Genomic DNA, 21,516 nt, shown 5'->3' with positions numbered 1-21,516 from the left:
CACGATGCCGCCGGCATGGCGCGCGCCCTCGAGCTCGCCCGCGAGGCCGCCGCCGCGGGCGATGTCCCCGTCGGCGCTGTGGTGATGGATTCCGCGGGCCGGGTCATCGGCGAGGGGCGCAACGTCCGCGAGGTCGAGCACGACCCCACCGGGCACGCCGAGATCGTGGCCCTGCGGGCCGCGGCGGCGCGGAACGGGACCTGGAATCTTGAGGGCTGCACGCTCGTGGTCACCCTCGAGCCGTGCGTCATGTGCGCCGGAGCCGTGCTGCAGGCCCGCATCTCGCGTCTCGTCTTCGGCGCGTGGGACGACAAGGCGGGAGCCGCGGGCTCGATGTACGACGTCGTCCGCGACCGCCGGCTGCCGGTGCGCGCCGAGGTGGTCGGAGGCGTCGAGGCGGGGCAGTCGACCGCCCTGCTGCAGGAGTTCTTCGCCCCGAGACGGTGAGCGGATGCCGGGTCAGTCCGCCGAGCGGATGACGAACTGCTCGGTCGCCGGCTGCGGGTCATCGCCCGCGCGGTGCACGTCCGGCTCGACGTAGATGACGCGGGCGGCGGGCACCGCCGTCCGCACCCGGTGCTCGACGACGTCGATCGCACGGGCGACGTCGGCGAAGCTCGCCTGCGGCGGAAAGGACACCTTCGCCGCGACCAGCAGCTCGTCGGGGCCGAGGTAGAGGGTCTTGATGTGGATGATCCGGCCGACCTCGGGGCCGTCCTGGATGGCCTGCACGATCCGGCGGTGGTCGGCCTCGGTCGCCCCCTCGCCGACGAGCAGGCTCTTGGTCTCGATGCCGAGGATGATCGCGACGACGATCAGCAGCGCGCCGATCATGAGCGTCCCGATCGCGTCGAACACCGGATCGCCGGACATCGCCGTGAGGCCGACGCCGAACAGGGCGAAGACGAGGCCGGTGAGGGCCGCGATGTCCTCGAGCAGCACGACGGGCAGCTCCGGGGCCTTGGCCCGGCGGACGAAGGACACCCAGGACTGGCCCTTCTCGCGCACCAGGTTGCTCTCGCGGATCGCGGTGCGCAGCGAGAAGGACTCCAGCACGATCGCCACCACGAGGACGGTGAGGGGCAGCCAGGCGTTGGTGAGCTCATGGGGATGGCGGAGCTTGTCGATGCCCTCGTAGATCGAGAACAGGCCGCCCACCGAGAACAGGATGATCGCCACCACGAAGGCGTACACGTACCGCTCGCGGCCGTAGCCGAACGGGTGCTCACGGTCCGCCTGCCGCCTGGCCTTGCGGCCGCCGAGCAGCAGCAGCAGCTGATTGCCCGAGTCGGCGACCGAGTGGATGGCCTCGGCGAGCATCGACGCCGACCCCGAGATGAACCACGCCACGAACTTGGCCAGCGCGATGCCCATGTTCGCCAGGAATGCGGCGATGATCGCCTTGCCGCCGCCGGAAGCACTCATGGGCGCGATTCTATGGATGCCGCGGCGATCGCGCGCGGGGGTTGACGCTCAGTCCGCGGAGCGGAGGATGATCGCTTCGGTGGGCGGGGCGGGGTCCTGCGCGTGGCCGATGTAGCCGATCCGCTCGAGCAGCGCGTGGCGGAAGACGGCCGGGCGCTCCAGGTGCGGCGAGTGGCCGACGCCCTCGAGCTCGACCTCGGTGACGGCGCCGCCGCCCGCGCGGTACGCCTCGAGGACGTCGCGCGTCTGGGACACCATCTGCTGGGCGGGGGCGACGTCGGCACCCGGCCAGCCGGGCACGATGCCGAGCGCGCCCAGGTGGTTGAGGTCGAAGAAGGACGCGTCCGAGACGATGGCGTCGGCGGTGCCGTGGATCCACAGCACCGGCGGCTTGTCGGCGAGGTCGACGATGCCCGACACGTCGAAGTGACGGGGGGCCATCGTGTTGAGGACGCCGATGCCGCCGGCGCCGAAGCCGGGCCACTGCTCGGTGGCGACCGAGTCGCCCGGGTAGTTGCCCGTGGCGGTCGAGGTCGTCAGCATCGAGGCGACCCACACGTCCTCGTGGTCGGTGGTGTAGTCCTGAGCGACGTAGCCCGAGCGGAAGACGCTGCGCGGCGATGTCGGCGCGTCGTCGGTGGTGTCGCCGTCGTTGAGCCGCTGGACGAAGTCGGGGTTCGCGCCGCCGCCGCCGCATCCGGCATCCACGACGCTGACGCGGGACCCGTCGCGGCGGGTTCCGCCGAAGCCGTAGGGCGACACCGGGGCCTGCAGGGTCATGCTCAGCACCGGGTGGTCGAGGGCGTACTGCATCACCACGCCGCCGCCCATCGACCAGCCCACGAAGTGCGCGGTCGGGATGCCGAGCGCCTCGAGGGTGGCGAACACGTCGTCGCTGAAGTCGCGCACTCCGCGGGTCGCGTCGATGGGGGAGTGCTCCGTGCCGCCGAAGCCCCGCAGGTCGATCGCGATGACCCGCAGGTCCGAGGGGAGATCCTGCATGATCTCCTGCCAGAACAGCGACGACGAGACGTTGCCGTGGATGAGGACGACGGTCCGATCGACGGGGGTGTCGGCGTCATCGCCGACGCGCTCGAGGATGTTCACCGCGAGGCGAGGCGTGTCGATGACTCGCTGGGTGATGCCGTCGAACAGGGTCATGGCCGAAACCTCCACGTTCCGCGCCGGGGCAGGAGCGACGGCGCTGACTCGATGATAGTCGCGCGCGCAACGTGAACCCATCGTCAGGTCGGCCGGTTCTCTAGGATGACGGCATGGCTTCTCACGACGATCTACCCGCCATCGCATTCCTCGGCGCCGGATCGATGGGAGGGGCGATCCTGCGCGGCCTCCATGCGTCGGGCGAGGGTGCCGACATCGCGGTGACCAACCGCTCGGCGGCCAAGGCGGATGAGCTGGCGACGCTGCCGGGGGTCACCAGTTACGCGCTCGAGCGGGATGCCGACGCGAACGTCCAGGCCGCGTCGCGCGCCGGGATCGTCCTCATCGGCGTGAAGCCCGCCATGGTTCCGGATCTGCTGCGCGAGATCGCCCCGGTCCTCGCCCCGGATGCGATCGTGGTGAGCCTCGCGGCCGGCGTGACCATCGCGACCTTCGAGCGCATCCTCGGCCCCGACGCGATCGTCGTGCGCTCGATGCCGAACACCCCCGCCACGGTGGGGAAGGGGCTGACCGGGCTCGCGGCGGGAATGCGCGCGGACGCGTCGACCATGGCCACCGTCCGCCGCCTGTTCGAGACGGTCGGTGAGGTCATCGAAGTGCCCGAGTCGCAGATCGATCCGCTGTCGACGATCTCGGGCTCGGGCCCGGCCTACTTCTTCCTCCTCGTCGAGGAGCTCACGCGTGCCGCCGAGGCGAAGGGCTTCTCGCGCGAGCACGCCCGGCGGATGGCGGAGCAGACCTTCATCGGCGCGGGAGCGCTGCTGGCGGCATCCGATGTCGAACCCGCCGAACTGCGCCGACGCGTCACGAGTCCCAAGGGCACGACCGAGCGGGCCGTCGAGGTGCTGCAGCAGGCGCGACTGGACGACGTGTTCGGCCGCGCCACGGACGCGGCGCTCGCCCGCGCCCGGGAGCTCGCCGCCGACATCGACTGACGCACCCCTTGCGCGAGCGCGCCGAAGGCGTACGCTTCTCGTTCGTGCTCATACGCGATGTCGCGCGCACGCGGCGTCGCCGCGCTGTGCAGCGTCTGCATCCCGCCCAGGTGGTGGTCGTCGGGTTCGCCTCGGTCGTCATGCTCGGTGCGCTGCTGCTGACCCTCCCCATCTCGTCGGCGACCGGCGAGCTGACCGACTTCGACGACGCGCTGTTCACCTCCACCTCGGCGGTGTGCGTGACGGGGCTGGTCACCCTCGACACCGCCACGCACTGGAGCGGCTTCGGGCTCGCCGTGATCATGGTGCTCATCCAGATCGGCGGACTGGGGATCATGATCGTCGCGTCGCTGATCGGCGTGCTCCTCGCGCGGCGCCTGAGCGTGAGGTCGCGGCTGAACGCCGCGGCCGAGACCAACGCGATCGGACGAGAGGACGTCCGCCGCGTCATCCGCAGCATCGTCCTCATCTCGCTGGGCTTCGAAGCCGTCGTCTTCGTGCTGCTCGCCTTCCGGTTCCGGTTCGGGTACGGGTACGAGCTGGGCAAGGCCGCCTGGCACGGCCTCTTCCACGCGGTGTCCTCGTTCAACAACGCCGGGTTCGCGCTGTACAGCGACAACCTGATCCCTTTCGCCGCCGACCCGTGGATCTGCCTGCCCATCTGCGCCGCCATCATCCTCGGCGGCCTCGGATTCCCCGTCATCATGCAGCTGCGGCGCGAGTGGCGGCGACCACTGCACTGGACGATGAACACCCGTCTGGTTCTGTCGGGTACCGCGGTGCTGCTCATCGTCGGCACGGTGTACATCACCGCTCTCGAGTGGAACAACCCCGGCACTCTCGGCGCCTACGACGACCCCGCCACGCGACTGCTCATCGGCTTCTTCCACTCGGTTCAGACGCGCACCGCCGGGTTCAACTCCGTCGACATCGGCCTCATGCACGACGAGACGTGGGTGGGCATGGACGTGCTCATGTTCATCGGCGGCGGACCCGCCGGCACCGCCGGCGGCATCAAACTGACCACCTTCGCGGTGCTGTTCTTCATCCTGCTCACCGAGCTGCGCGGGGAGGGCGCCGTGAACATCTTCGGCAAGCGGCTCTCACGCGCCGTACACCGCCAGGCGATCGCGGTGGTCCTCGTCGCGATCGGCGCCATCATGACCGCGGTGATCGCCCTGATGGTCATCACCGGGATGCCATTCGATCGCGTGCTGTTCGAGGCGGTCTCGGCCTTCGGCACCGTCGGCCTGTCGACCGGGATCACGGACGAGCTTCCGCCGGCGGCCGAGATGATCCTCGTCGTGCTGATGTTCCTCGGCCGCATCGGCCCGCTCACGCTCGGGTCCGCCCTCGCGCTCCGCGAGCGTCGGATCCTGTACGAATACCCCAAGGAAAGGCCCGCCATTGGCTAGGTTCACCCTGTTCGCCGACCAGTCGCGCCGCATCGCCGAGGCGGACTCCGTCGCGGTCATCGGTCTCGGCCGGTTCGGCAGCGCGCTCGCCGAAGAGCTCATGGCCAGCGGCACCGAGGTGCTCGGCATCGACATGAGCGAGGACCTGGTGCAGTCCTTCAACGGCGTGCTCACGCAGGTCGTCCGCGGCGACTCCACCAAGGAGGAGGTGCTGCGCCAGCTCGCGGTCGACCAGTTCGATCGAGTCGTGGTCGCCATCGGCCACGACGTCCAGGCGTCGATCCTCACGTGCTCGATCCTGCTGCAGCTCCAGGTGCCGGTGATCTGGGCCAAGGCCGAGAACGAGCAGCACGGACGCATCCTCGAGCAGCTCGGCGTGCACCACGTGATCTACCCCGAGCGGACGATGGGCCGGCGGGTCGCCCACCTCGTCCGCGGCGCGGCGATGGACTACCTCGAGATCGAGGAGGGGTACTCGCTGGCCAAGATCGCGGCGCCCACCTCGGTGCGCGGCATCCCGCTCGGGCAGACCGGCATCCGGCAGAAGCACGGGATCACCGTCGCGGCGGTGAAGTCGGGTGAGGCGCCGTGGCACAACGCCGACAACGCCACGGTCCTCTCGGAAGGGGACCGCATCGTGATCGTGGGGCCGACGCAGAAGGTCGAGGCCTTCGCGCAGCTGCGCTGAGGACTCAGCGACTCAGCGGTCGAGGGCGGCGAAGCGCTCGATGTCGGAGTTCGTCCCCGACACGATGATGAGGTCGTGGTTGGTGACCACCGTGTTCGCCTCGGCGTAGCGGAAGGGCTTGCCCGGGCTCTTCACGCCGACGACGGTGACGTTGTACTTCGATCGGACGCCGGATTCGTTCAGCCCGACCCCGCGGATGAACTTCGGCGGGTACATCTTCGCCAGGACGAAGTCGTCGTCGAAGCGGATGAAGTCCAGCATCCGTCCGCTGACCAGGTGCGCGACGCGCTCGCCCGCCTCGCGCTCGGGGTAGATCACGTGGTTCGCGCCCACGCGGGCGAGGATCTTGCCGTGCGACTGCGAGACCGCCTTCGCCCAGATCTGCGGGACCTTGAGGTCGACGAGGTTCGCCGTGATCAGCACGGACGCCTCGATGGACGAGCCCACGGCGACGACGGCCACCTGGAACTCCTGCGCGCCGACCTGCTTGAGCGCCTCGATGTTGCGGGCGTCGGCCTGCACGGTGTGCGTCACCCGCTCCGACCATTTCTGGACGAGGTCCAGGCTCTCGTCGATCGCGAGCACTTCGCGATCGAGCCGGTCGAGTTCGCCGGCGCAGGCTGCGCCGAACCGTCCCAGCCCGATCACCAGGACCGGGGCGTCGCTTCGGATCCGCTCAACCAACGATCGGCCTTTCCACGGGCAGCGAGTAGAGCTGCGATCGGGACGTCGCGGCCACCGCCGCGGCGAGAGTCACTGTACCAATGCGCCCCATGAAGATCGTCGCCGCCATGACGTACACGGCGTGGTCGGGGAGCGCTTCGGTCAGCCCGGTCGACAGCCCCACCGTTCCGAAGGCCGAGATGACGTCGAACAGCACGTCGGCGATGGGCGCCTGCGTGAGCTGGGCGATCGTGATCGTGGACAGCGCCACGATCGTCGCTCCCCACGCCACGACCGACAGCGCCACGCGCTGGACGTCGCTGGGGATGCGGCGGCCGAAGGCCTCGACGGACGTGCGGCCCTTCGCCTCGGACCACACCGCGAGGGCCAGCACGGCCAGGGTCGTCACCTTGATGCCGCCGGCGGTGGAGGCCGAGCCGCCGCCGACGAACATCAGCATCGAGCCGACGACGAGGGAGGAGCCGTGGAGTTCGCCGATGTCGACGACCGCGAAGCCGCCCGAGCGCGTCATGGCCGAGAGGAAGAACGCCTGGAACGTCGTGTCCCACGCGTCCATCGACCCGAACGTGCCGGGGTTGCCGTACTCCAGGCCGAGGAAGGCCACCGCCCCGGCGAGGAAGAGGATGACCGTGGCGATGAGCGTGAGCTTGGTGTGCAGCGACCAGCGTCCCACGTGCCACACGTGCCGCGACAGCGAGTAGATGACGGGGAAGCCGATGCTGCCGAGGAACACCCCGGCCATCAGCACCGTCAGCAGGAAGTAGTCGTCGGCGAACGGCTCGAGCCCCCCGGGGTTGGGGGTGAAGCCGGTGTTGGTGAAGGCCATCGCCGCATAGAAGGGGGCCTCCCACAGCGCGTCGATCGGCGAGATGCCCGCCCACACCAGGGAGGGGTACAGCAGCAGCGCGATGCCCGCCTCGATCACCAGCGTCGACAGCGCGACCGTCCGCAGCAGGGGTCCGACCTCGCCCAGCCGCACCGTCTGGCCCTCGTTGACGGGCCCGCCGTGCACGCGGAGCGGGTTGGAGTCGCCTGCGGCGATGAGCTTGGCGCGCAGGCCCAGCCGCTTGGAGATGATGAGCCCGAGGATCGACGCGAGGGTCAGCACGCCCATCCCGCCGATGTTCACGCCGATGAAGATGATCGCCTTGCCGGCGGCCGACCAGTGCGTGGCGGTGTCGACGGTGATGAGGCCGGTCACGCAGATCGTCGACACGGCTGTGAAGAGGGCGTCCGCCAGCGGCGTCACCTCGCCGTCCGCAGCGGCAACGGGCAGTGACAGCAGTGCGGTGAAGATCAGGATCAGCGACGAGAACACCAGGATCGCGAAGCGCGCGGGCGACGACGTGGCGAAGTCGCGCAGGAAATCCGACGTGCGACGAGCAGCCTCCCGGAGCTTCCGCCGGCGCGTCATCGTGGTGCGCGCGCCCATGCACCGCTCCTTCTCAGCCCGATTCCGGCCCTCATGGTACTCCGGCGGGAGCCCGACTACTCTGACCCTATGGCGGACATCTTCGACGTGATCGCGGACGGCACGAGGCGCGACATCCTCCGACTCCTGCTGGACCGATCATCCGCCGGGGAGCGCGGCACGAGTGTGTCCCACATCGTGCAGGAGCTGGGGGCGAGCCAGCCCACCGTCTCGAAGCACCTCAAGGTGCTGCGCGAGGCGCACCTGGTGTCGGTGCGCGAAGAGGGACAGCACCGCTACTACACCCTCTCGGCGGGCCCGCTGGACGAGGTCGACGATTGGCTGGTGCCCTTCCTCGGCGAGGGCGAGGGGGCGTCCGAGACGGATGCCGCCGCCATCTCGCTGCCGGACTCCGCGGCCCATGCGGCCGACGTGGTGGGCCGTGCCGCGGCATCCGCCAAGCACGCGCTCGAGACCGCACTGAAGAAGTTCCCCGGCCGCTGACGACGGGTCCCTCCCGTCACATGAGTCACGCCGGTTTACACGTGTCCCCGCGAACCCCTAGAGTGTGGTCACTACCTCTGGGGAAGGGATCGACATGGCGGAACTGCCCGATGTGCGCTTCCTGACCGTCGCCGAAGTCGCCGAGCTCATGCGCGTGTCGAAGATGACGGTCTATCGCCTCGTGCACTCGGGAGAACTGCCCGCGGTCCGCTTCGGCCGCAGCTACCGCGTGCCCGAATCCGCCGTCACCGAGGCCCTGCAACGGCCTATCGCCGACGTCGGCTAGACTGTCCCGAGGCATTTTTCGCATCTGCCCGATCCCGGGCGCGCACGAGACGCGTCCAGACCCCTGACATAGTGAGGTTTTCCGTGGGTTCTGTCATCAAGAAGCGCCGCAAGCGCATGGCGAAGAAGAAGCACCGCAAGCTGCTTCGCAAGACTCGCCACCAGCGCCGCAACAAGAAGTAAGCGGCGAACGACACCGAGCGCCCCCGACCCGAGAACGGTCGACCGGGGGCGCTTCGTGTTGTCCGCGTACACTCGTCGGGTGACCACGATCACCCTCATCGGCAAGGACGGCTGCCACCTGTGCGACGTCGCGCGCGAGGTGGTCGACCAGGTCGTCGCCGATCTGCCCGAGGATGCCGTCGTCGACGTCGAGGAGCGCTCGATCCAGGACGACCCCGCCCTCTACGCGCAGTGGTGGGAGAAGATCCCGGTGGTGCTCGTCGACGGCGCGTTCCACGCCCACTGGCGCGTCTCGCCCGACCGGCTGCGCGCGGCGCTGGACGACGCCGCGCGCTGAGCGTCAGGGAGCCAGGCGCGTGGGTCCGCGGAAGAGGTAGGTCACCTCGCGGATCGAGGACTCGCCCAGCAGCAGCATGAGCACGCGGGCCAGCCCCATGCCGAAGCCGCCGTGGGGCGGGGCGCCGTACCGGAAGAAGTCGAAGTAGAAGTCCAGGTGCTCGGGCTCCAGGCCCTTCTCCCTGGCCTGCTCGACGAGGACGTCCACCCGGTGTTCGCGCTGAGCTCCGGTGGTGATCTCCACGCCCTTGAAGAGCAGGTCGTAGGACTTCGTCAGCCCCGTCTCGGGGTCGCGCATGTGGTAGAACGCGCGGATCTCGGGGTGGTAGTCCGTGATGAACACGAACTGGTGGCCGTAGGTCTCTTCGACGTGGGCGGCGATCTGGCGCTCGCCCTCGGGGTCGAGGTCGCCGTCGGTGCGGGGGATCTCGTACCCGCGGGCCTTGACGATCTCGCGCGCCTCGGCGAGCGGGATGCGGGGGAACGGCACGCTCGGCACGACGACCTCGAAGCCGAACAGCTCCTGGATCTCGGCGCCGTGCTTGTCCTTGACCGCCTGGATGGCGGTGGCCAGCAGCTCTTCCTGCATCGCCGCGACGTCTTCGTGCGAGTCGATCCAGCTGATCTCGGCGTCGATCGAGGTGAACTCCGTCGCGTGCCGGCTGGTGAACGACGGGTCGGCGCGGAAGGCGGGGGCGATCTCGAAGATCTTGCCGAACCCGGCGACCTGCGCCATCTGCTTGAAGAACTGCGGGCTCTGGGCGAGGTACGCGGTCTGGTCGTCGAAGTACTCCAGCGAGAACAGCTCGGCGTTGGACTCGGATGCCGACGCCATGAGCTTCGGGGAGTGCACCTCGATGTAGTCGCGCTCGATCCAGTAGCTGCGCATCGCGTGCTCGAGCGTGGTCTGCACGCGGAAGATCAGGTTGTTGCGGCGCTGGCGCAGGTCGAGGAACCGCCAGTCCATGCGCTTGTCCAGCCCGCTGTCGGCCGCGATGGGCGTCTCGGGAAGAGCCGCGGCGGCGATGTCAAGCGTGCCGATCTTCACCTCGACGCCGCCGAGCTTCACGCGCTCGTCGTGCTTGAGCATGCCCGTCACGGTCAGGAAGGTGCCGTGGGTCAGGCCCGAGATCGTCTCGGTGAGCGCCAGCGCACCGGCGTCCTGCTCGGCGCCGTCCTCGCTCGGGCGCGTGGCGGGATTGACCAGCTGCACCGCGCCGGTCTCGTCGCGCAGGATGACGAACTGCACCTTCTTCTGATCACGGACGGTCTCGACCCATCCCGACACCGACACGGGGCCGTCGGCGAGGTCCTGAAGCTGCTTGACGAGAACGCGTTCACTCACGGGGCCCAAGTCTACGTGTGCGCCTCGGAGGCGATTCACAGGCCCTGCTGTCGTCCGGTCCAGGTTCCCGTAACCTGCCTGCCCTATCGTTGCCGCGATGACTGACGCAACCGACGGCTCGTGGCTGGGCGCCATCATGGACTGGACCGTGTCCCTCATGGACGTCATCGGTCCCTCGGGCGCCGGGATCGCCATCGCCCTCGAGAACCTCTTCCCGCCGCTGCCGAGCGAAGTGGTCCTGCCGATGGCGGGTCTCGCCGCCAGCCGCGGCTCGTTCACGCTCCTCGAGGCGCTCGCCTGGACCACGGCGGGATCGGTCGTCGGAGCCTTCCTCCTATACGCGATCGGGGCGTGGTTCGGTGTCGAGCGGCTGCGCCGCATCGCCGGCGTCGTCCCGCTGCTGCATCCGGAAGACATCGACCGCACCGTCGCGTGGTTCCACAAGCACGGCGGCAAGGCGGTCTTCTTCGGCCGCATGGTTCCGATCTTCCGGAGCCTCATCTCCATCCCCGCGGGCGTCACCCGCATGCCGCTGTGGCGCTTCGGTCTGCTCACCACGGCGGGCAGCCTCATCTGGAACACGATCTTCGTGCTCGCCGGCTTCCTCCTGGGCGAGGCCTGGCCGGTCGTGGAGCCCTACGTCGACGCCCTGCAGTACCTCGTCATCGCCGGTGTCGTGATCGGCGTCGCCTGGTTCGTCTGGGCGCGCACGCGTGCGCTCGTGGCCGCCGCGCGCGAGCGGCGGGCCGACGAGCCGGGCGCGGACGAGGACGACCGGGAGCTCGCCCGGACCTCGGCCGACTGACGCTCAGCCCGCCCACAGAACCGCCCGACTTAGACTGGACGCGTGCCCGCCGACCGCCTTCACCTCGTGCGTCACGGTGAGGTCCACAACCCGAGTCGCGTGCTCTACGGGCGGATGCCGGGATTCTCGCTGAGCGAGGCCGGTCGCCGCATGGCCCGGCAGGCCGCCGAGTACGTGCACGGGCAGGGACGCACCGTCACCGCGCTCGTCTGCTCGCCTCTCGAGCGCACCCGCGAGTCCGCCGCCCCGTTCGCGCAGCTGTTCGGGCTGGAGCCCACGATCGACGACCGCGTCATCGAGCCCACCAACGTCTTCGAGGGACGCCGCATGGTGCAGGCCCTCGCCAATCCGTGGAACTGGCGCCACCTGCGAAAGCCGGCGCTGCCGAGCTGGGGGGAGCCGTACGCGGACGTCATCGGGCGGATGAACCACGCCATGACCGACGCGTGGGAATCGGTGGAGGCCGGGGACGTCGTCATCGTGTCGCACCAGCTGCCGATCTGGATCACCCATCTCGCCGTGGCGGGCCTGCCGTCGCGGCACGACCCCCGCGAGCGCCGCTGCGCGCTGTCCAGCGTCACCACCTTCGAGATGGCGGACGGCCGGTGGACCGAGCGCAGCTACGCCGAGCCGGCATCCACCGCCGGGTCGATCGACGTGGGAGCCGTATGACCGCCCGAACCTCCCGCTCCCGCCGTCTGCGGGCCGCGGCCGCCGCGCTCGTCTCGCTCGCCCTCACCGCGGGACTCGCGGCGTGCACGAGCGACCCCCTCGCCGAGCAGTACCGCGCCGGCGACAACAAGGGCTTCATCGCCGCCGACGGCTTCCGCGTCGTCGAGGTGCCCGAGTCCGACCGAGGCGAGCCGGTGGTCTTCGAGGGCGTCCTCGACGACGGCGGGACCATCTCGAGCGAGGACGTCGCCGGCGACGTCGTCGTCGTCAACTTCTGGTACGCCGCGTGCGCGCCCTGCCGCGTCGAGGCGCCGGAGCTCGAAGCCGCCCACGCGCAGTTCGAGGGCGAGGACGTGACGTTCCTCGGGGTGAACCTGTACGACGGCGCCGAGGCTTCGCTGGCGTTCGCCGAGACGTACGGCGTCACCTACCCCAGCGCGCTGGCGACCGTCGACGGATCCATCAAGCTCGCCTTCGCCGAGCAGACGCCGCTGAACGCCGTGCCCACCACCCTCGTGCTGGACCGGGAGGGCCGGGTCGCCGCGCGCATCATCGGGCAGCTGAGCGAGGCCTCGATCCTCACCACGCTCGTCGACGACGCGCTGGGGCGCTCGTGAACCCCGCCGACGCCGTCGCGGGCGGTTCGCTGCTGCTCGCGGTGCCGATCGCGGTGCTCGCGGGCCTCATCTCGTTCGTCTCGCCGTGTGTGCTGCCCCTCGTCCCCGGCTATCTGGGGTTCATCGGGGGAGCGGTGAGCGCCGGGGCGGGGTCCTCGCGAGCGCGGCAGGCGCAGACGACGGATGCCGTCGCCGGCGCGACCGGCGAACGCCGGGCACCGGCATCCGTCGCCGTCGTCACCGACGAGAAGGCTCCCGGCCGGGGCCGGCTGCTCATCGGGGTGCTGCTGTTCATCGCGGGGTTCACCGTCGTCTTCATGAGCGTGGCGATGCTCGGGGGGACCCTCGGCCGCTTCCTGCTGGAGTTCGCCGACCCAATCACCCGCGTCCTCGGGGTCGTCATCATCGCCCTCGGGCTGGTGTTCCTCGGCGTCTTCGGGCTCGCCCAGCGCACCATGCGCCCGCGGGTGCGCGGAAACCTCGGGCTCGTCGGGGCGCCGCTCCTCGGCGTCGCGCTCGGCATCGGCTGGACCCCCTGCATCGGCCCGACGCTCGCCGTCATCCTCGGGATGGCGTTCGACCAGGGCTCGGCAGGGCGAGGGGCGATCCTCGGCCTGGCGTACTCCCTGGGCCTCGGCATCCCGTTCGTGCTGCTCACCCTCGGCTTCGGGTGGGCGACGCGCTCGGTCGGGTTCCTGCGACGCCACATCCGCACCGTCAACATCGTCGGCGGCGTCGTGCTGATCCTGCTCGGGATCCTCATGGTGACCGGCGTCTGGACCGCGATCATGGCGCAGCTGCAGGGGGTGTTCGCCAGTGTCCCCCTCCCGCTCTGACTCCGCGGTGTCCGACGACGCCGCCGCGCGCGCGGCCGAGCCGCTGCGCCCGGCCGACCACGCCGACTCCGCCGGCGACATCACGCAGCCGGCCCTGGGCGTCACCGGCTGGATCCGCTGGGGCTGGCGGCAGCTGACCTCGATGCGCACCGCGCTCGTGCTGCTGCTGCTGCTGGCCATCGCCGCCGTCCCCGGGTCGCTCGTGCCGCAGCGCAGCGCCGACCCCAACGGCGTCACCCAGTACTACGCCGACAACCCCGACCTCGCCCCGGTGCTCGACGGCATCAGCATGTTCGACGTCTACACGTCGCCGTGGTTCTCGGCCATCTACATCCTGCTGTTCATCTCGCTCATCGGCTGCGTGATCCCGCGGACCACCCACCACTACAAGGCGCTGCGTGCGCGGCCGCCCCGCACCCCGGTGCGGCTGGAGCGCCTGTCGGCCCATCGGACGGCATCCGTCGACGTCCCCGCGGGTTCGTCGGCGACGGATGCCGCGTCCGCCGCGGTCGCGCGCGCGCAGGCGCAGCTGCGCAAGGCCGGCTACCGCGTCGAGCGGTTCGACTCCGGCGGCGCGTTCTCGGTCTCGGCCGAACGAGGCTACCTGCGCGAGACGGGGAACCTGGTCTTCCACGGCGCGCTCGTGGGCGTGCTGCTGGCCGTCGGCATCGGCGGGGGCCTGACCTACACCGGGCAGAGCGTGATCATCGAGGGCCGCACCTTCGTCAACGCCATGCTCGACTACAACTCCTTCAACCCCGGGCGGTTCGTCGACGAGGAGCAGCTCGAGCCCTACGCGCTGACCCTGGACGAGTTCCAGGTGACGTACGTGCCGGTGGGGGAGCAGGGCGCCGGCCAGGCCGGCGACTTCGCGGCGAAGCTCACCACCCAGCGTGCCGGTGAAGAGCCGCAGCCCGGCGAGGTGCGCGTCAACCACCCGCTCGACCTCGCGGGCGACCGCATCTACCTGATGGGCAACGGGTACGCCCCGACCATCACGATCCGCGACACCGACGGCGACGTGGTGTTCTCGGAATCGGTGCCGTTCCTGCCGCAGGACAACAACATGACCTCGCTCGGCGTGGTGAAGGTGCCCGACGGGCTGGCCGACCAGCTCGGCATCGTCGGCTTCTTCTACCCGACCCAGGCGCCCCTGACCACCGGCGCGTTCACGTCGGCCTACCCCGCGCTGGTCAATCCGGTGCTGTCGCTGGACGTGTACTCGGGAGACCTCGGCATCGACGACGGCACGCCCCGCTCGGTGTACACGCTCGATCCCACCGACATGACGCGACTGACCGGCGGGGACACCGGCGTCGACTCCCTGCAGCTCGCCCCGGGCGACACCCTCGACCTGCCGGGCGGCTTCGGCACCATCACCTTCGAGGACGAGGCGCCCGAGGGCGCCCAGGGCTATGAGGATTCGGTGAAGCGCTACGTGTCGCTGTCCATCCACCGCGACGCCGCGGCGGCGTGGGTGCTGGTGTTCGCGATGCTGGCGATGGCGGGACTGCTGGCCGCGCTGTTCGTGCCGCGTCGCCGCATGTGGGTCAAGGCGCGGCCCGACGGCGACGTCGTGCGACTGGAGTACGCCGGTCTCGCGCGCGGGGAGGATCCCGCACTCGACGACGCGGTGGAGCAGTTCGCGCGCCGCCACGGCGCCGCTCTTGCGCGCCCGGACCGACCTGACACCCCCGACGTAAACTGAGGATCATGCCCGAATCCGCCCCGTTCGACCTCGATTCCGCCTCGGTGCTGCTGGTGTGGACCGCGATCGCGATCTACGCCCTCGCCTTCGTCGCCTACGCCGTCGACCTCGCCCGGCGCGGCGCGGTGGCCGCCGATCAGCGCACCGTCCGCGAGCGCGAGCTCGTGGGCGCTCTCGCGGGGTCCTCGGGCACGTCGGCGGATGCCGGAGGGGCGCGCCCCGCCGGCGGCGCGGCGCCCGCGCCCAAGCTGATGTGGGCGCGCATCGGCACCGCCCTCACGGTGCTCGCCTTCGCGTTCCACCTGGCGGGCACCGTCACGCGCGGCATCGCGGCCGACCGCGTGCCGTGGTCGAACATGTACGAGTTCGCCCTCACCGGCACGACCCTCATCGTCGCGGTCTACCTCGCGGTCCTGCTGCGTCACGACCTGCGCTTCCTCGGCTCGCTCATCACCGGCATGACCGTGCTGCTGCTGGGCGGTGCGACCCTGGCGTTCTACGTCGAGGTCGTTCCGCTGGCCGACCCCCTCAAGAGCGTGTGGCTGGTCATCCACGTCTTCGTCGCGTCGCTCGCGACCGCCCTGTTCGCGCTCGCGTTCGGGCTGTCGGTGCTGCAGCTCATGCAGGCCCGCCGTGAACGCCGCGCGCTCGCCGTGGACGACGTTGCCGTGCACCGTGCCGCCGGGGACCGTGCGGACGCGGCGGACGCGGCATCCGGCAAGACATCGTCCGGGCCCCGCTTCCTCAAGACCCTGCCGGATGCCGATGCGCTGGAGTCGCTGGCCTACCGCTTCGCGATCATCGGGTTCATCTTCTGGACCTTCACCCTGATCGCCGGCTCCATCTGGGCCAACGACGCGTGGGGCCGCTACTGGGGCTTCGACACGAAGGAGGTCTGGACCTTCGTCATCTGGGTGCTCTACGCCGGCTACATCCACGCCCGTGCGACCCGCGGCTGGCGCGGCGCGCGGTCGGCGTGGCTGTCGATCATCGGCTTCACGGCGGTGCTGTTCAACTTCACGATCGTGAACATGTTCTTCAAGGGGCTGCACGCGTACTCCGGCCTGAGCTGAGTTGCTGTCAACCCCGTTGGCCGCGGGGACGGTGCAGGCGAGAGTGGCGTGGTCGAAAGGAGCTCCCATGAGCGACCCCACGCCCCACTCCCGCCATTCCGACGACGCTCGGTCCGACGACAGCCCGCCCACCGACGCCGTCACCGACGAGGTCCGTGCCGATGCGGCCGACGCCGGCGGCGACACCCCGGCCGAGGACGCCGACGCCGACTCCTGAGCCGCCGCGCCCTGGCATCCGCCCCCTGTTGCTGCGCGCCCGTCCCTGCGCGCCCGTTCCTGCGCGCCCCGCCTGCGCGCCCGTTCACCCGTCGCTGCGCGCCAGATCACGTGATCTGCACGAAAGCACCCGCTATTGACCGTTCCTAGCGGGTGATCTCGTACGGATCACGTGATCTGGTGGCAATGCAGGGCGGGCGGGACAGGACCCCCGCGCGCCGTCAGGCGGGAGTGAGCAGGGTGCGCGCGGTCACGGTGCGGCGGCGGGCCACCGCGACGACCGTCGCCGCGATCGCCAGCAGCGTCCACACGACGAGGCCCGCCAGCGCGGGACCCACGCCACCGGCCGTCGTGAGCGCGGCCACCATCCCGTTGTACGCGGATGCCGTCGGCAGCAGGCCCGCGACACCCGAGAGCGCACCGGGCACGGTCGAGACGATGCCCGTCGCCACCGCCATCACGCCGATGAGGGCGGACACCCACCGCCCCGCGCCGCCGAACACGGCGACGAGGGACTGGTTCACCGCGGCGAAGGCGACGCCCGCCACGACGCACACGAGGGCGAACACCGTCCACGCGCCCAGGTCGTACCCCGCCGCCAGCTGCACGACGCCGGCGACGAGCAGACCCTGCGCGGCGCCGAGGGCCGCCGCCGGCGCGAGCCCGCGCAGCGCCAGCACCGGCGAGGACGCGCGGGCGGTCAGCACGCGCCGCGTCACCGCCTGCAGCGCGACGTAGCTTCCGAGACCGCCGAACCACAGGGCGAGGGTCGCCAGCAGCGGGATCGCCGACGCGCCGAACAGCTGCGTGCCGGCGCCGTCCGCCGAGACCGGATCGGCGACGACGCTCGCCAGCCGTGCGGCCTGGGCGTCGGTGTACGACGGGATCTCGTCGGTGGCCGTCTGCAGGCCGTCGGCGAGTTCGCCGGTGCCGTCCGCGAGCAGGCCGAGCCCGCCGGCGAGGTCGTCGGCGCCGGCCGCGGCGTCGGATGAGCCCTGCGCCCACGTCGCCGCGCCCGCGGACCACGTCGCCGCTCCGCCCGCAGCCTGCGCCGCGCCGTCCGCCCACGTGCGCGCGCCGGCGGCCCACGTCGCGGTGCCGGCGGCGAGGTCGCCGGCTCCCGAGCCGAGGTCGCCCATGCCGCCGGCGAGTTCGTCGAGTCCGGATGCCGCGTCCGCGGCGCCGTCGGCGAGTTCGCCCATGCCGCCGGCCAGGGTCTGCGCTCCCGCCGCCGACTCGCGCAGCGCCGCCACCAGTCGCGGCTCGAACGCCGCGAGGTCACTGACGCCCGCCGCGAGCACGTCGGCGTCGTCGATCACGCCCGTGACAGCCGGAAGCGCGTCGTCCACGCGCGCCGAGACGTCGGTGAGGGTTGCGCACAGCTCCACCGAGCCGCCCTGGGCCGCGCAGTCGGCGGCGAGGCCCGCGAGTTCGGCGGCGGCATCCGTCACCGTGCTGCGGATCTGCTCGCGGTTCGCGGCGAGCTCGTTCGCGGCGTCGACGACGTCGGCGGGCACGTCCGGCAGCTGCGAGACCTGGTCGGCCATCAGCGACAGGCCGCCCGCGAGCTGCCCGGTGCCGGCGGCGATGTCGCGTGCTCCCGCGGACCATGTGTCCAGGCCGTCGGCCGCGGCGGCGGTGCCGTCCGCGAGCCGCCCGGCGCCCGAGGCGAGTCCGCTCGCGCCCGAGGCGATCCCGTCGGCGCCGTCGGCGAGCTCGCGTGCACCGCCGGCGAGACCGCCGAGGCCCGACGAGATGCCCGACGCGCCGGCGGCGAGCTCGCCCGCGCCCCCCGACAGCCGGGCGACGCCGTCGGCGAGGCTCACCGTTCCGGCGGCCGCCTCGCCGGTGCCGTCGGCGAGCTCGCCGGCGCCGTCCGCGGCGTCGCCCAGCTGCTCGCCGAGCGTCGTGAAGCCGATCAGGACGTTCTCGAGGAACCGCGACGACAGTTCGTCGCCCATCAGGGATGCCGCGGCCTGCGCGATCTGCGAGGTGATGGCGTCATCGACGATGAGGCTGTCCGGGGGCGTCGTCACTTCGATGACCGCCTGCTCGGGCGTCGCCCCCGGGCGGGTCGAGGTGGCTGCGGCCGAGAAGTCCGACGGGATCGTGACGACCGCCGCGTACGTGCCGTCGGCGAGCCCTGCGGCGGCGTCCTCGCTGTTGGAGATCGTCCACGTCAGATTGCTGTCGAGCTCGTCCGAGCCCTCGACGAGCCCGGCGGTCAGCTGCCGCCCGAGCGGGACGTACTGCTCGCCGATCGTCACCGGCTCGTCGTCGTTCACGATCGCGGCGTCGAGGCTCTCGAGCCGAGAGGTCGGGTCGTACAGGGCGGCGATGAGGATGCCGCCGATGACGACGGGCAGCAGCAGCACGCCGACGAGCGTCAGCCACGTGACGGGGCCGCGCGGACGGGAGCGTTCGAGGGGAAGGGTCATGCGGGCACCTCGGTGGAGCGGGAGGTCGTGGCGTCGAGCGCCAGAGCGGTGACGCCGGGCCGGCGGGCCTCGGCGAGGAGGGCGAGGGCGGGGCCCTCGGTGCGGGCCGTGGCGAGGATCGTGAGGTCCGCCCCGGCGTCGCGCAGCAGCGCCGCCACCTGGTCGCGCGTGGGGACGTCGAGGTGGTCGACGCCGTCGAGGACGACCAGCCGTGCGCCGTCCGAAAGAGCGCGCGCCACCTCGTCGACCGGGTCGTCGGCGGGGGCCAGCAGCGCGACGGCGACATGCCCGCGCACCCACGCGGCGCGCTCGGGCAGCAGGTGGCCGGCGACCCGCAGCCGCCCGTCGTCGGGGGCCAGACGGCCGGCCACGACGAGGGCGAACGCGCGCGCCGCACGCGTGTCGCCGGTGACGACCAGGGTGCCGCCCGGCTCGACGCGGACGTCGACGCCCGCGAACAGCGTGGTGTCCTCGTCTCGCACGGTGAGCTCCTCGGCGGCGATCATCACGGTGGTCGCCGGTTCGGGCCAGTCGTTCAGGGCCAGTTCGCGCTCGACCGCCTCGCCCTCGATGTCGAAGTGGGGCAGCCGGCTCTCCAGCCATCGCGGCATCCGCCACGCCTTCTCGCCCAGGAGGGTCATCACCGCGGGGACGAGCGTCATCCGCACCACGAACGCGTCGACCGCGATGCCGACGGCCAGGCCCAGCGCGATCGGCTTGATCGAGGAGTCGCCCTCGGGGACGAACGCGGCGAACACGGCGAACATGATCACCGCCGCCGCCGTCACGACGCGGGCGGAGGCGGTGAAGCCCGAGCGCACCGCGGCGACCGCGGTCGCCCGGTCGGCCCGCCCGCCGCGCGCCCGTGCGGTGTGGACGTAGTCCTCGCGCATGCGCGAGACGAGGAAGACCTCGTAGTCCATCGCGAGCCCGAACAGCACGCCCATCAGGATGATGGGCATGAAGCTGATGACCGGTCCCGTGCGGGTGACGTGCAGCGCGTCGGCGAACCAGCCCCACTCGAACACGGCGGCGACGACGCCGAACGACGCCGCCACCGACAGCAGGTAGCCCGCGGCGGCCTTCAGCGGCACCCAGATCGACCGGAAGACGATGGTCAGCAGCACCAGCGACAGGCCGACGACGAAGACGCCGAACGGGACGAGTGCGGCGCCGAGGCGGTCGGAGATGTCGATACCCACGGCGGTGAACCCGGTGACGACGAGGTCCACGTCGTACTCCTCGAGCAGCCGGTCGTGCTGGGCGCGCAGGTCCCGGACGAGCTGGGCTGTGGCCGGGTCGTCGGGGGCGGTCTCGGGGACGATCTGGATGAGCCCGGTGTCGGCGGTCTGGTTCGGGGTCGACAGGGCGACCTCCTTCACGCCGGGGATCTGCTCGATCTCGTCGGCGAGGTCGGCCATGAGGCCGAGCGGGTCGGTCGAGGTGACGATCGTCCCGGTCATGATGAGCGGGCCGTTGGAGCCCGGCCCGAAGTTCTCGGCGGTGAGGTCGTAGGCCTGGCGCGCCTGGCTCGACGGCGGCTGGACCCCGGCGTTGGGCAGGGCGAGGGCCAGGCTCGCGGCGGGGATCGCCATGATCCCGAGTCCCACGACGACGGCGATGGTGGTCAGGAGCGGATGCCGGGTGACGAGCATCACCCATCGGTTCGGCCGGGCGGCGCGCGCCGCGACGGCGCGGCGGCCCCGCCTGCCGACCGGCCACCCCACGACCCGGCCCTTCGCCATCCCGAGGAGGGCGGGGGTCAGCGTCAGCGCCACGACGACGGCGATCGCCACCGCGACCGCCGCGGCGACGCCCATCGTGGTGAGGAAGGGGATGCCGGCGAACGAGAGGCCGATGAGGGCGATCAGCACGGTGACGCCGGCGAAGACGACGGCCGAGCCCGCCGTGCCGGTGGCGCGCGCGGCGGACTCGGCGGGCGGCATCCCCGCGCGGACCTGGTCCTGGTGGCGGGCGACGATGAACAGCGCGTAGTCGATGCCGACGGCCAGGCCCAGCATGATGGCGAGCATGGGCGTCGTCGACGAGATCGACGCGAACGCGGTCGAGACGTAGATGAGCGCGATCGCGAGCCCGACGCCGATGATGGCGCTCACCAGCGGGAACCACGCCACGGCGAGGGAGCGGAAGGTCACGATCAGCACGAACAGCGCGATGAGGACGCCCACGGCCTCGATGAGCGACAGCGCCGGGACCGACGTCGAGAACAGGTCGCCGCCCATCGCCGCGCGGGAGCCGTCGGGGAGCGTGGCCAGCAGGTCGTCCGCGACGGCTTCGAGCGCCGCCTTCGTCCCGTCCGAGACGTCGGTGGCCTGCCCGTCGAACTGCAGCCGGATGATCGCGGCCGTGCCGTCGTCCGAGACCAGACCCGTGACCATCTCGTCGAAGGGGTCGGTCACCGCCAGCACGCCGTCGAGCGCCTCGAGGTCGGCGACGGTGCCGGCGATCGCGCCGGCGTAGGGCTCGTCGGCGACCCGCTCGCCGTCGGCGGCCACGAGGACGAGCTGCGCGCTCGTGCCGCTGGCCTGCGGGAAGGTGCGCTCGAGCATCTGGATGCCCTCCTGCGCCTCGGTGCCGGGGATCGAGAAGGCGTTGTCGGTGCCCTTCATGAACACCGCCGCCCCGCCGCCGGCGAGCGCCAGCAGCAGCATCCATGCGATCAGCACACGCCACGGCCGGTGGTACGCCCACCGGCCGAGCGAGTAGAGCAGTGTGGACACCAGCGCCTCCAGGTTCT

22 protein-coding genes are annotated in these 21,516 nt (G+C 71.3%); 15 read left to right on the top strand and 7 right to left on the bottom strand.

Annotated elements, in window-relative coordinates; all coding sequences use genetic code 11:
• The first annotated feature begins 15 nt into the window (after window positions 1-15).
• On the top strand, window positions 16-447 hold the full coding sequence (locus ACYVF4_RS05675; RefSeq protein ID WP_460720773.1) for a nucleoside deaminase: 432 nt from the start codon (window positions 16-18) through the stop codon (window positions 445-447).
• 12 nt (window positions 448-459) lie between these two features.
• Here the strand turns inward: ACYVF4_RS05675 and ACYVF4_RS05670 are convergent, their stop codons facing one another.
• Both ACYVF4_RS05670 and ACYVF4_RS05665 read right to left on the bottom strand, forming a co-directional pair.
• Complete coding sequence (locus ACYVF4_RS05670; RefSeq protein ID WP_460720576.1) at window positions 460-1,425, bottom strand: cation diffusion facilitator family transporter; 966 nt, start codon at window positions 1,423-1,425, stop codon at window positions 460-462.
• A 48-nt stretch (window positions 1,426-1,473) separates the two neighbouring features.
• Complete coding sequence (locus ACYVF4_RS05665; RefSeq protein ID WP_460720574.1) at window positions 1,474-2,586, bottom strand: alpha/beta fold hydrolase; 1,113 nt, start codon at window positions 2,584-2,586, stop codon at window positions 1,474-1,476.
• Between the two features lie 113 nt (window positions 2,587-2,699).
• Here ACYVF4_RS05665 and proC point away from each other — a divergent pair, with 113 nt between their 5' ends.
• Genes proC through ACYVF4_RS05650 form a run of 3 tightly spaced genes read left to right on the top strand, consistent with a single transcriptional unit; the run spans window position 2,700 to window position 5,645 of the window.
• The gene (gene proC, locus ACYVF4_RS05660) at window positions 2,700-3,542 is read left to right on the top strand and encodes a pyrroline-5-carboxylate reductase (protein ID WP_460720572.1); all 843 of its coding nucleotides are present in this window, start codon (window positions 2,700-2,702) and stop codon (window positions 3,540-3,542) included.
• A 44-nt stretch (window positions 3,543-3,586) separates the two neighbouring features.
• Window positions 3,587-4,957, top strand: a complete 1,371-nt coding sequence (locus tag ACYVF4_RS05655; protein ID WP_460720570.1) for a TrkH family potassium uptake protein — start codon at window positions 3,587-3,589, stop codon at window positions 4,955-4,957.
• The gene (locus tag ACYVF4_RS05650; protein ID WP_460720568.1) at window positions 4,950-5,645 is read left to right on the top strand and encodes a potassium channel family protein; all 696 of its coding nucleotides are present in this window, start codon (window positions 4,950-4,952) and stop codon (window positions 5,643-5,645) included. Before ACYVF4_RS05655 ends, ACYVF4_RS05650 begins: the two co-directional genes overlap by 8 nt.
• A gap of 12 nt (window positions 5,646-5,657) precedes the next feature.
• Here ACYVF4_RS05650 and ACYVF4_RS05645 read toward each other — a convergent pair whose 3' ends face one another.
• Window positions 5,658-6,329: a potassium channel family protein gene (locus ACYVF4_RS05645; protein ID WP_460720566.1), complete on the bottom strand. Its 672-nt coding sequence runs from the start codon at window positions 6,327-6,329 to the stop codon at window positions 5,658-5,660.
• Complete coding sequence (locus ACYVF4_RS05640) at window positions 6,322-7,743, bottom strand: TrkH family potassium uptake protein (RefSeq protein WP_460720770.1); 1,422 nt, start codon at window positions 7,741-7,743, stop codon at window positions 6,322-6,324. The genes ACYVF4_RS05645 and ACYVF4_RS05640 overlap by 8 nt, the downstream gene beginning before the upstream one ends.
• 87 nt (window positions 7,744-7,830) lie before the next feature.
• Between ACYVF4_RS05640 and ACYVF4_RS05635 the strand changes: the two genes are divergently transcribed.
• From ACYVF4_RS05635 to ACYVF4_RS05620, 4 genes are all read left to right on the top strand, one after another.
• Entirely contained in the window at window positions 7,831-8,244 is a 414-nt protein-coding gene (locus ACYVF4_RS05635) for an ArsR/SmtB family transcription factor (RefSeq protein ID WP_460720564.1), read from the top strand.
• Window positions 8,245-8,338: 94 nt separating this feature from the next.
• Window positions 8,339-8,530 (top strand): helix-turn-helix domain-containing protein, encoded by a 192-nt coding sequence (locus ACYVF4_RS05630; RefSeq protein WP_019182077.1) that lies wholly within the window; start codon window positions 8,339-8,341, stop codon window positions 8,528-8,530.
• Between the two features lie 83 nt (window positions 8,531-8,613).
• Window positions 8,614-8,712: a 30S ribosomal protein bS22 gene (locus ACYVF4_RS05625; protein ID WP_003792170.1), complete on the top strand. Its 99-nt coding sequence runs from the start codon at window positions 8,614-8,616 to the stop codon at window positions 8,710-8,712.
• A 79-nt stretch (window positions 8,713-8,791) separates the two neighbouring features.
• The gene (locus tag ACYVF4_RS05620) at window positions 8,792-9,049 is read left to right on the top strand and encodes a glutaredoxin family protein (protein ID WP_460720562.1); all 258 of its coding nucleotides are present in this window, start codon (window positions 8,792-8,794) and stop codon (window positions 9,047-9,049) included.
• 3 nt (window positions 9,050-9,052) lie between these two features.
• Here ACYVF4_RS05620 and aspS read toward each other — a convergent pair whose 3' ends face one another.
• A complete protein-coding gene (gene aspS / locus ACYVF4_RS05615; protein ID WP_460720560.1) occupies window positions 9,053-10,393 on the bottom strand; it encodes an aspartate--tRNA(Asn) ligase in 1,341 nt (446 codons plus the stop codon).
• Between the two features lie 97 nt (window positions 10,394-10,490).
• Between aspS and ACYVF4_RS05610 the strand changes: the two genes are divergently transcribed.
• The 7 genes from ACYVF4_RS05610 to ACYVF4_RS05580 all read left to right on the top strand — a co-directional run bounded on the left by ACYVF4_RS05610 (window position 10,491) and on the right by ACYVF4_RS05580 (window position 16,321).
• A complete protein-coding gene (locus ACYVF4_RS05610) occupies window positions 10,491-11,198 on the top strand; it encodes a DedA family protein (RefSeq protein WP_460720558.1) in 708 nt (235 codons plus the stop codon).
• 42 nt (window positions 11,199-11,240) lie between these two features.
• On the top strand, window positions 11,241-11,870 hold the full coding sequence (locus ACYVF4_RS05605; protein ID WP_460720556.1) for a histidine phosphatase family protein: 630 nt from the start codon (window positions 11,241-11,243) through the stop codon (window positions 11,868-11,870).
• The gene (locus ACYVF4_RS05600; RefSeq protein ID WP_460720554.1) at window positions 11,867-12,487 is read left to right on the top strand and encodes a TlpA family protein disulfide reductase; all 621 of its coding nucleotides are present in this window, start codon (window positions 11,867-11,869) and stop codon (window positions 12,485-12,487) included. Before ACYVF4_RS05605 ends, ACYVF4_RS05600 begins: the two co-directional genes overlap by 4 nt.
• On the top strand, window positions 12,484-13,323 hold the full coding sequence (locus ACYVF4_RS05595) for a cytochrome c biogenesis CcdA family protein (RefSeq protein ID WP_460720552.1): 840 nt from the start codon (window positions 12,484-12,486) through the stop codon (window positions 13,321-13,323). The genes ACYVF4_RS05600 and ACYVF4_RS05595 overlap by 4 nt, the downstream gene beginning before the upstream one ends.
• A 7-nt stretch (window positions 13,324-13,330) precedes the next feature.
• A complete protein-coding gene (resB, locus tag ACYVF4_RS05590) occupies window positions 13,331-15,031 on the top strand; it encodes a cytochrome c biogenesis protein ResB (RefSeq protein WP_460720550.1) in 1,701 nt (566 codons plus the stop codon).
• A gap of 5 nt (window positions 15,032-15,036) precedes the next feature.
• Window positions 15,037-16,104 (top strand): c-type cytochrome biogenesis protein CcsB, encoded by a 1,068-nt coding sequence (gene ccsB / locus ACYVF4_RS05585; RefSeq protein ID WP_460720548.1) that lies wholly within the window; start codon window positions 15,037-15,039, stop codon window positions 16,102-16,104.
• Window positions 16,105-16,171: 67 nt separating this feature from the next.
• Window positions 16,172-16,321, top strand: a complete 150-nt coding sequence (locus ACYVF4_RS05580) for a hypothetical protein (RefSeq protein WP_460720546.1) — start codon at window positions 16,172-16,174, stop codon at window positions 16,319-16,321.
• Window positions 16,322-16,541: 220 nt separating this feature from the next.
• Here the strand turns inward: ACYVF4_RS05580 and ACYVF4_RS05575 are convergent, their stop codons facing one another.
• Complete coding sequence (locus tag ACYVF4_RS05575; RefSeq protein WP_460720544.1) at window positions 16,542-18,758, bottom strand: YhgE/Pip domain-containing protein; 2,217 nt, start codon at window positions 18,756-18,758, stop codon at window positions 16,542-16,544.
• Window positions 18,755-21,499, bottom strand: a complete 2,745-nt coding sequence (locus ACYVF4_RS05570; RefSeq protein WP_460720541.1) for an MMPL family transporter — start codon at window positions 21,497-21,499, stop codon at window positions 18,755-18,757. The genes ACYVF4_RS05575 and ACYVF4_RS05570 overlap by 4 nt, the downstream gene beginning before the upstream one ends.
• Window positions 21,500-21,516 lie beyond the last annotated feature (17 nt).

It is taken from the genome of Microbacterium aureliae (assembly GCF_054780155.1).
The sequence above is the reverse complement of the archived record's forward strand: the minus strand, read 5'-3'. Positions and strand labels throughout refer to the sequence as shown.